Below are 9,742 nucleotides of genomic sequence, written 5' to 3' on the forward strand. Positions count from 1 at the left end.
TCGCCGGGCGCTGCGCCGCGCGATCCGGGCGGCTCCGATACACGATGTAAGGACGGTACAAATGCCCCAACAGGGCGGAAATTCTGGGCACCGGGAGGCTGGACGGGAAGCGTCCGGAGCACCCCATCCGCCCCGGATGAGCACCTTGTAAAGACTGCGGGCGGGGCTCTTGTAACTGGATGAAAACGGTTTGCCGGTCCAGGTGACGCCTTGTCAAGGTGGTCGAGCTATGCGCTCCCTTCCTGAGGCCGATCCCGGCGTGCCCGACATCCGCAGCCCGCTCCGCTACCTGTGGTGGAACGCCGGGCGCCAGGCGCCGTCCCTGCTCCTCGGCATCGGCTTCGCCGTGCTGTGGTGGCTGGTGCAGGCCCTCATGCCGGCCGTGCTCGGGCAGGGCATCCAGGCCGTCACGGCCAAGGACACCCCGTCCCTGGTCACGTGGTCGGCCGTGCTGTTCGGGCTGGGGCTGATCCAGGCGTTCAGCGGCATCATGCGGCACCGCATGGCCGTCTACAACTGGCTGGCCGCCGCCTACCGCACCGTCCAGCTCACCTCCCGCCAGGCCGCCAGGCTCGGAGCCACGCTGCCCAAACGCCTGTCCACCGGCGAGGTCGTCAGCGTCGGAAACTCCGACATCGCCCACATCGGCAACAGCATCGACATCCTGCTGCGCGGCACCGGCGCGGTCGTCGCCATCGTCACCGTCACGGTGATCCTCATCTCCACCTCGCTGCCGCTCGGCCTGCTCGTGCTGGTCGGTGTGCCGATCATGGCCGTCGCCGTCGGGCCCCTGCTCCGCCCGCTCCACCGGCGCCAGCGACACCAGCGCGAGCTCACCGGCGAGCTGTCCACCCGCGCCGCCGACATCGTCGCCGGGCTGCGGGTGCTGCGCGGCGTCGGCGGCGAGCAGGTCTTCTCCCGGCGCTACCGCGACGAGTCCCAGGGCGTACGCAGGGCGGGCGTCCGCGTCGCCGGCGTCGAGTCCGTGCTCGAAGGCGCCCAGATCGTGCTGCCCGGCCTGCTCATCGCCCTCGTCACCGGCATCGGCGCCTCCTTCGCCGTCGCCGGCGACATCCCCACCGGGCAGCTCGTCGCGTTCTACCTCTACGCGGTCTTCCTCATCGGCCCCATGCGCACCCTCACCGAGGCCGCGGACAAACTCACCAAAGGCCATGTGGCCGCCGGCCGGGTCATCCGCATCCTGTCGCTAGAGCCCGAGGTCACCGGCGGCACCGGCAGCAGCGCGGGCGGCGTGCTGCGCGACTCCTACAGCGGGGTCACCCTCCAGCCCGGCTGGCTCACCGCCGTCGCCGCCGCCACGCCCGGCGACGCCATCGCCGTCGCCGACCGGCTCGGCCGCTACGCCGACGGCGACGTCACCTTCGGCTCCACCGAGTTGCGCACTCTCCCCATCGACGAGGTGCGCTCCCGCATCCTCGTCGCCGACAACGACGCCCGCCTGTTCAACGGCCGGCTCCGCGACGAGCTCGACGTCCGCGGCCAGGCCACCGAGGAGGACATCCACCGGGCCCTGCGCGCCGCCTGCGCCACCGACATCGTCGAAGCCCTGCCCGACGGGCTCGACACCGAGGTGGCCGAGGCGGGGCGCGAGTTCTCCGGCGGCCAGCAGCAGCGGCTGCGACTCGCCAGAGCGCTGATCACCGACCCCGAGGTGCTCATCCTCGTCGAGCCCACCAGCGCCGTCGACGCCCACAGCGAGGCCCGCATCGCCGAACGCCTCGCCGCCGCGCGCGCCGGCCGCACCACGCTCATCTGCACCACCAGCCCGCTCGTGCTCGACCGGGCCGAACACGTCATCTACGTCGAGGGGGGCCGGGTGCTGGCCGAGGGCACACATCGGCAACTGCTCGACGGCTCGCCCGCCTACGCGGCGACCGTGACCCGCGGGGAGGACTGAATGGCACGCGAGATCCTGCCGGTCGCCGATCGCAGACAGGTGCGCGCCTACGCCAGGCGGCTCACCCTCAAATATCCGCGCGAGCTCGGCTTCGCCCTGCTCCTGCACGGGCTGGCCGCCGTCGCCGGCCTGCTCGTCCCGTGGCAGCTCGGCGAGCTGGTGCAGAACGTCCAATACGGCTTCGCCGTCGACGTGCCCCTCGTCGCGGCCGCCATCGGCGCGTTCCTGCTGCTCCAAGGCGTCCTCGTCCGCTACGCGGTGCTCGCCTCCGCCAGGCTCGGCGAAAAGGTGCTGGCCGAGCTGCGCGAGGAGTTCGTCGACCGGGTGCTCGGGCTGCCCCTGTCCACCGTCGAACGCGCCGGCTCCGGCGACCTCATCACCCGCACCTCGCGCGACGTCGACGCCCTGTCCCGCACTGTGCGCCACGCCGTGCCGGAGACGCTCATCGCCATGGTCACCTTCGTGATCACCATCGGCGCGCTGCTGCTCATCAGCCCGCTCCTCATGCTCCCCATGCTGGTGGCCGGGCCCATCATCCACATCGCCACCCGCTGGTACCTCGCCCGCGCCCGCGACGGCTACCTCCGCGAGAACGCCGCCTACGCCGACATCACCGAAGGGCTCGCCGAAACCGTCGAAGGCGCCAGGGCCGTCGAGGCGCTGGGGCTGCGCGAGCGCCGCCGGGCCCGCACCGACACCGACATCACCCGCTCCTACGCCGCCGAACGCTACACCCTCGGTTTGCGCACCACCTGGTACCCAGCGGTCGAGCTCGGCTACGTGATCCCGGTGGTCGCCGCCCTCCTGGTCGGCGGCCTCTTCTACACCAGCGGCTGGGTCTCCCTCGCCCAGGTCACCACCGCCGCCCTCTACGCCCAGCAACTCATCGACCCCCTCGACCGCTTCCTGATGTGGATCGACGAACTCCAGGTGGGCGGCGCCTCAATGGCCCGCCTGCTGGGCGTAACCAACGTCCCCGACGACCGCACCCCCAAGAACACCCGCACGAACGACTCCACCCCCACCACCCCAAAGCCCACCGCCCCCGAGACCCCCACCATCCCGGCAACCACCTCCGGCGACGGTCTCTCGGCCGCCGACGCGGTGACCGCCGGTCCGGCGACCACCCCGGACGGCCGCGCGCCCGGCACCACCCTTGGTGACCGTGCCTTGGCCGCCGACCTGGCGGCCGCTTCCGACGGTCGCGCGCCCAGCGCCGCCTCGGAGACCTCGTCGGGCGGCCGTTTCCCGGCCGCTGGTGCGGGGTCTGCTGGGGAGGTGTTGCGGGCGGCCGACGTGCGTTATGCCTACCGTGAGGGACGGGATGTGCTGCACGGCGTGTCGTTGACCATTCGGCCCGGTGAGCGGCTTGCCATGGTGGGGCCGTCCGGGGCCGGGAAGTCGACGCTCGGGCGGTTGCTGGCCGGGATCCACGGTCCTCGCACCGGCTCCGTCACCGTGGGCGGCGTTCCGCTCGTGGACCTGCCGCTCGATGAGCTGCGGGGCCAGGTCGCCCTCGTCACCCAGGAACACCACGTGTTCAAGGGCACCGTCCGCGAGAACCTCATCATCGCCCGCCCCGACGCCGCCGACTCCGCCGTGGTCAAGGCCCTGGAAGCCGTTGACGCCCTCGGCTGGGTGCTGGCCCTGCCCGCCGGTCTGGACACCGAGGTCGGCTCCGGCGGCCTCACCGTCTCACCGGCCCAGGCCCAGCAGCTGGCCCTGGCCAGGCTCGTCCTCGCCGACCCGCACACCCTCGTCCTGGACGAGGCCACCTCCCTCATCGACCCCCGCGCCGCCCGCCACCTCGAACGCTCCCTGGCCGCTGTCCTGGAGGGCCGCACGGTCATCGCCATCGCCCACCGCCTCTACACCGCCCACGACGCCGACCGGGTGGCCGTCGTCGAGGACGGGCGCATCACGGAGCTGGGCTCACACGAGGAGCTGGTGGCAGCGGGCGGCTCGTACGCGGCCCTGTGGCGCAGCTGGCACGGCACTCCCACCACCACCCCGTCCTAACGCCCAAAAGCCAAACCAGAACCTGGACCTGACGGTAGTCGGAGGCGGGCTCTGGGGTCGTGGGGAGTCGGAGGTGGGCTCTGGGGTCGTGGACCCAAAACCACCCCACTCAGCCCGCCTGCGCCCGGCCGACCTCGGGGTAGCCCTCCTTGGGTGGCCCCATGGTGTGGGTCCATGAGGTGGCCCTTTCGGGTGGGTCGCCTTGGTGGGGGCAACCTCCGATGGGTCGTTGGGGGTGGGTAAGGCGGCTTATGGGGCTGGTCGGTGCATGGGCGGCTGGGTGGAGGGAGGGGTGGCGGGCAGAGTGCTGGCTGCTCTGGTCAAGGGAGGGCTGTCTCTGTTTTGTTCTTAAGGGGGCTGGGCTGCGTGGTGGTGGCTTGGGTGATTGGGGGTGGGGTCTGGCACTTAGGTCAAGGTTAGGGAGCCGGGGGTGGATCTTAGGACGGCTGTGAGGGCGGGGGTGGTGCCGTCGGTGAGGTCTAGGTCTACGTTCAGGGCTGAAAGGGAACTCTGTACTGCTTCCACGTCTGGGTGGCGGGCGCGGAAGGAGGTTAGTTCTACGGTCGGCAGGCCCGTGTTTGTGGGGTGGCGGGTGGTGGACCAGTCGATGAGGAAGGGGACTACGCCGGCTGTTGCCGGTGGGGTGAGACGCCAGGTCAGTAGCTCGCCTGCTGGGGTGCGGCGGGACATGTCCTGGGGGTCGCCGGGGTCGTAGCCGTGGGCGCGGGCCCGGGTGACCACTGCGTCGATGTCCGTTACCGCCACTGCCCAGGTCACCAGGCGTGCGCTGGTCAGCGTGTCCATGCCGAAGGGGCGGGGGACGGGCGGCTGCTCCTGATCCGGGTCGGGGCCGATGACCTCCAGGTAGGCTCGGCCGCCCAGACCCAGGAGTCGGTTGCGGGTGCCCAGGCCTGGGTGGCGGCCGCCCTCGACCATCTGTACGCCGAGCTGCTGTTCGATTTCGGCCACGGTGGTGTCGAGATTGGGCGTGGCGTAGACGAGGTGATCTAGCATTCGATCTATCTCACCACTTCGCGGCTCGGTATTCAGTGTCGGGGCGTGGCCTTCTCACGTGGTCCCAGGTGTTTGCTCAGCATTTCGTGTTCTTCGGGGGGAGGGTGGCCGTCGTCAGGTAGGTGTCGATGTGGTCGCGGGCGCAGGCGTTGGTGCCGTAGAGGGTGTGGCCGGGGCCGTCGTGGCGGATGACGACGCTGCCGGGGACCTGGGACAGGACGCGTTGGGTCGAGTCGGACTCGTTCCAGGCACCCGCGCCCAGCAGCGGCGGGAGGCCCTTGGGGAGGGCGGCCGGCGGGTTGGTGACGGGGACGGGCCAGCCGATGCAGTTGAGGGTGGCCGAGAGCGAGGTGTTGGCGGCGCCCGTGTCGGGGGCTGCCTTGCGGAGCCGGGCCAGCGTGGTGGTCAGCTCTTTGCGGGTGGCGGGACGGGGCCAGTCGGTGCACTCGGTGACCGGGGTGGCCTGGTCGGGGTAGCGGGCGCCCCTGGCGGGGACGAAACCGGAGGCGTCGCCCTTGGCGGCCTTGCGGATGGCCTCGGCGAGCCCGGGCCAGGCGGGGGCGCCCTGGCGGGCGAGGCCGAGGGCGAAGGACTGAAGGTCGATGGCGCGGTAGGCGAGGTTGGCCGTGCCCGTGGGGACCGGGGTGCGGTCGGCGCGGGCGATCAGCCTCCGCCAGAGGGCGGGCACGTCCTTGCAGCCGTTGGCGGCGCACCAGGTGAAGAAGCGGCGCATCGACTGCTCGTTGGACCTGGCCGTCGCCTCCAGCTCGCGGGACCAGTCGGAGGTGCTGTGGTTGAGCGTGCCGTCGAGGACCATCGTGCGGACGCGACCGGGGTGGAGCCGGGCGTAGGCCTGGCCGAAGAAGCCCGCGTAGGAGGCGCCGTAGTAGTTGAGCTTGTCGGTGCCCAGGGCCTTCCTGATCGCCTCCATGTCTCTGGCGTGGTCGGCCGAGCTCATGTTGGCGAACAGCTCGGGGTCTTTGAGCCGGCAGGCCTCGGCGTAGCCGCGGTTGGTGTCGGACAGGCGGCCGAAGTCGGCGTCGTCGCGCGGGACGCCGGCGATGGGGATGCGGGTCCAGGCGCAGGGCAGGCCGGTGCTCAGGCCCTGGAACTGCTCGCCGTAGCCGCGGGTGTCCCACGTGATGACGTCCATGGTGCGGCGGAGCTTCGTCCACCAGCCGGACAGCTGCTGGGTCATGGCGATGCCGGGGGCGCCAGGGCCGCCGTACGCCACCAGCACCTGGCCCTTCGAGGCACCGGTCGCCTTGAGACGGCCCACCTTGAGGGTGATCTTGCGGCCGTCGGGTTTCCCCCAGTCGACGGGGACCGGCACGTCGGCGCACTCCATGCCACCCTGCGGACAGGGTTTCCAGGTCAGGGAGGACGGAGGGTCGGCCGTCGCCGCCGAGGCGGGGCCCGCGAGGGCGGTCGTGAGCAGGGCCAAGGTGAGGGTGAGGGTGAGCGGCTTCAGCATGGCGATCACGATGCCGGAACGGGGGTGCCGGGCGCGTCGGACCAGGGTTTGGTTTTCGGAGGCCGGGTGTCAGACCTGGGTTGGACAGACCCAGGCTGGTCAGGTCCGTACGTGAAAAGGCCGGGCCGTACGTGAAAAGGCCGGGCCGTACGTGATCAGGCCGGGCCGTACGCGAACAGGCCGGGCCGTACGCGAACAGGCCGGGCGTGGTGTGCACCCCGCCCGGCCCGCGCAGAGCAGCAGCTCTAACCCAGGGACTTCTTCAGGAAGTCCACCTGCAGCAGCAGCAGGTTCTCGGCCACGACCTCCTGCGGCGTCATGTGCGTCACCCCCGACAACGGCAGCACGCTGTGCTGCCGCCCCGCCGCCAGCAGCGCGGACGACAGGCGCAGCGTGTGGGCGGACACGACGTTGTCGTCGGCCAGGCCGTGGATCAGGAGCAGGGGACGTTCGAGCTTGGCCGCGTCGGCGAACAGCGACGACTTCTCGTAGACCTCCGGCTGCCGGCCAGGGTCGCCCAGGTAGCGCTCGGTGTAGCACGTGTCGTACAGCCGCCAGTCGGTCACCGGCGCGCCCGCCACGGCGGCGTGGAAGACGTCGGGGCGGCGCAGGACCGCGAGCGCGGCCAGGAAGCCGCCGAACGACCAGCCCCGGATGGCCACGCGGGACAGGTCGAGGTCGTCGGGGTATTGCTCGGCGACGCCCTGCAGCGCGTCGATCTGGTCCTCGAGCGCGGGGGTGGCGAGGTCGTTGAGCACGGCGCGCTCGAAGTCGACGCCCCGCCCCGGGGTGCCGCGGCCGTCGGCCACGATGACCGCGAAGCCCTGCTCGGCGAACCACTGGCTCTCGAGGTACGCCCCGCGCCGGTTGAGCACCCGCTGCGCGTGCGGCCCGCCGTACGGGTCAAGGAGGACGGGCAGCTTGCGCGAGCCCTGCTCGTGCCACGAGGGCAGCGCCACGGCGGTGGCGAGCTCGCGCCGGCCGGAACGGCCGATGGAGACCCGCAGGTCGAGGCCGGGACGCTCGGCGAAGGACGGGATCGGGACGGCCATGCCGTCACGGCGCACGACCGTGGTGGAGACCCCTTCGGCGTCGAGGCTCTGCTCGGTCAGGACGCCGACACCGCCCGACATCCGCCCCGAGAACACCCCGGACCGGGTCGAGACGGGCAGCAGCGAGTGGCCGTCCCACGTCCACAGCTGGATCTCGGTCGGGTCGCCGCTGGCGCTGAACAGCACGCTGTCGTGGTCGACGTCGAGCACCGCGCGCACCTGGAGGGTCGGCGGCGTGACCGCCCGGTCGCCGACGAAGAGGCGATGCCCGCCTTCGGAGTTGGCCACCCACACCAGGGAGCCGTCGTCGAGGTGGGCGGGCACGCCGGTGACGATGTCGACCCAGGCGGGGTCGGTGTCCTCGCGGACGAGCGTGGTGGCGCCGGTGGCCGGATCGACCTCGAACAGCCGCATCATGCGCTGGTCGCGGGTGAGCGTGACGATCGACAGCGCGTGGGAGTCCCAGGCCGCGGTGGTGAGATATTCCTCGTCGTACGGCACCGCCACCCGCGACCCGTCGAGCCCCAGCACGAACAGCTCGGTGACGGCGTTGGGCGTGCCGGCGGCGGGATAGCGCTGGGCCGTCGCGGGACGGTCGGGGTTGGCCGGGTCGGCGATGTGCCACACCTGGACGGGAGCCTCGTCTGCGCGCTCGACCAGCAGCGCGTCGCTCGACGGCGCCCACCAGTAGCCGCGCATCCTGTCCATCTCCTCGGCGGCGATGAACTCGGCCAGCCCGTACGTCACCGTCGGCGACTCGGGCTCGGCCAGCGCGCGATCATGCCCGGACGCGAGGTCCTGGACGCGCAGCGCACCCCCGGTCACATAGGCGACATGCCGCCCGTCGGGGGACAGCCGCGGGTCGATGACCGCCCCAGGCGTGTCCAGCCTGCGCGCCTGCCCGCTCGCCAGCTCCACCACGTAGAGCGCGCCGGACAGCGCGAAGCAGGCCCTGCTCAGGTGGGCGTCGGACGCGTACGCCACCACCCCGCCCGCGGCCTCCCTGCTGCGCTCGCGCCGCGCACGCTCCTCGGGCGGGAGGTTCTCCTCCTCGTCGCCGTGCAACTCGCGCGGGTCGACGACGAGACGCTCGACGTGGGTGTCGGTGTCGAGCTCCCACAGACAGGTGACCGGATCGGTGCCCGTCTTCGTCCGCAGGAACACCACCCGGCCGCCGTCCGGGGAGATCGTGAAGCCTCTGGGAACGCCCAGCGTGAAGCGGCGGGTTCTGGCATTCAGGCGCGGGAAGCTCTCGCTCATGGCCTCAATCCTGCCATTGCTACGCTCGTGGACTTGACATCCTCCCCCTCGTCAACGAGGGGGATTCCCACGGTCGCCCGTGAGGGTTCCTGTTTCACAGCCGGTCGCCCTGTCCGAGAGGACTCTCGTTGAGGTCTTACACCCGCTCCACAGGCGTTTCAGCTCTCCGCCGGCCCGGCGGCGAGCACGTTCCTGGCCGCGTTCACATCCCGGTCATGGACCGCGCCGCAGGCACATGCCCATTCGCGGATGTTCAGCGGCATCTTCTTTTGCAGGGCCCCGCACTGCGAGCACAGCTTGGAGGAGGGGAACCAGCGGTCGACCGCCACCAGCGTGCGCCCGTACCAGGCGGCCTTGTACTCCAGCATGCTCCGCATCTGGCGCCAGGACGCGTCGGAGATGGCGCGGGCCAGGCTGCGATTCTTGACCATGGTGGGGACGGTCAGGTCTTCCACGGCGATCACTTGATTATCGTGAACAAGCCGTGTCGTGACCTTGTGCAGGTGATCTCTTCTGCGGTCGGCGATCCGGGCGTACACCCTGGCGACCCTGGCTCTGGCCTTGGCCCGGTTGTTCGACCCCTTCTCCTTACGGGCCAGGGCCCGCTGAGCCTTGGCCAGCCTGCGCCGATCCGCGCGCTCATGCTTGGGATTGACGATCTTCTCGCCGGTCGACAGTGTCGCCAGCGCGGTGATGCCGGCGTCCACACCGACGCTCTGCCCGGCGGGCGACAGCGGGCTGATCTTCTCCTCGACCAGGAGGGACACGAACCAGCGTCCCGCGCCGTCGCGGGAGACGGTGACCGTGGACGGCCGCGCACCCTCCGGCAGCGGACGCGACCACACGATGGCCGGCGGCGTGTCCATCTTGGCCAGCGTCAACTCCCCGTCCCGCCAGCGGAACGCCGAGCGGGTGTACTCCGCCGACGCCCGGGACCTCTTCCGGGACTTGAACGCCGGGTAGTTGGCGCGCTTGGCGAAGAAGTTCGCGAACGCCGCCTGAAGA

5 protein-coding genes and 1 pseudogene are annotated in these 9,742 nt (G+C 71.3%); 2 read left to right on the forward strand and 4 right to left on the reverse strand.

Annotated features, from left to right (window positions below; genetic code table 11):
* The first annotated feature begins 229 nt into the window (after window positions 1–229).
* Both AB0K18_RS26990 and AB0K18_RS26995 read left to right on the forward strand, forming a co-directional pair.
* Window positions 230–1,918 carry an ABC transporter ATP-binding protein gene (locus AB0K18_RS26990; RefSeq protein WP_364919249.1) on the forward strand — a complete coding sequence of 563 codons (1,689 nt, stop codon included), beginning with the start codon at window positions 230–232 and terminating at the stop codon, window positions 1,916–1,918.
* A complete protein-coding gene (locus tag AB0K18_RS26995) occupies window positions 1,919–3,937 on the forward strand; it encodes an ABC transporter ATP-binding protein (protein WP_364919251.1) in 2,019 nt (672 codons plus the stop codon).
* 405 nt (window positions 3,938–4,342) lie between these two features.
* Here AB0K18_RS26995 and AB0K18_RS27000 read toward each other — a convergent pair whose 3' ends face one another.
* The 4 genes and pseudogenes from AB0K18_RS27000 to AB0K18_RS27015 form a co-directional block, all read right to left on the reverse strand.
* Window positions 4,343–4,951 carry a VOC family protein gene (locus tag AB0K18_RS27000; RefSeq protein WP_364919254.1) on the reverse strand — a complete coding sequence of 203 codons (609 nt, stop codon included), beginning with the start codon at window positions 4,949–4,951 and terminating at the stop codon, window positions 4,343–4,345.
* Window positions 4,952–5,027: 76 nt separating this feature from the next.
* The gene (locus AB0K18_RS27005) at window positions 5,028–6,425 is read right to left on the reverse strand and encodes an alpha/beta fold hydrolase (protein ID WP_364919256.1); all 1,398 of its coding nucleotides are present in this window, start codon (window positions 6,423–6,425) and stop codon (window positions 5,028–5,030) included.
* 245 nt (window positions 6,426–6,670) lie between these two features.
* Window positions 6,671–8,737: a prolyl oligopeptidase family serine peptidase gene (locus tag AB0K18_RS27010; protein WP_364919258.1), complete on the reverse strand. Its 2,067-nt coding sequence runs from the start codon at window positions 8,735–8,737 to the stop codon at window positions 6,671–6,673.
* Window positions 8,734–9,742 (reverse strand): annotated as a pseudogene (locus AB0K18_RS27015) (RNA-guided endonuclease TnpB family protein); the annotation flags it as partial. The gene AB0K18_RS27010 and the pseudogene AB0K18_RS27015, both read right to left, overlap by 4 nt.

It is taken from the genome of Nonomuraea sp. NPDC049421 (assembly GCF_040677005.1).
GTDB classification, from domain to species: Bacteria; Actinomycetota; Actinomycetes; order Streptosporangiales; family Streptosporangiaceae; genus Nonomuraea; species Nonomuraea salmonea.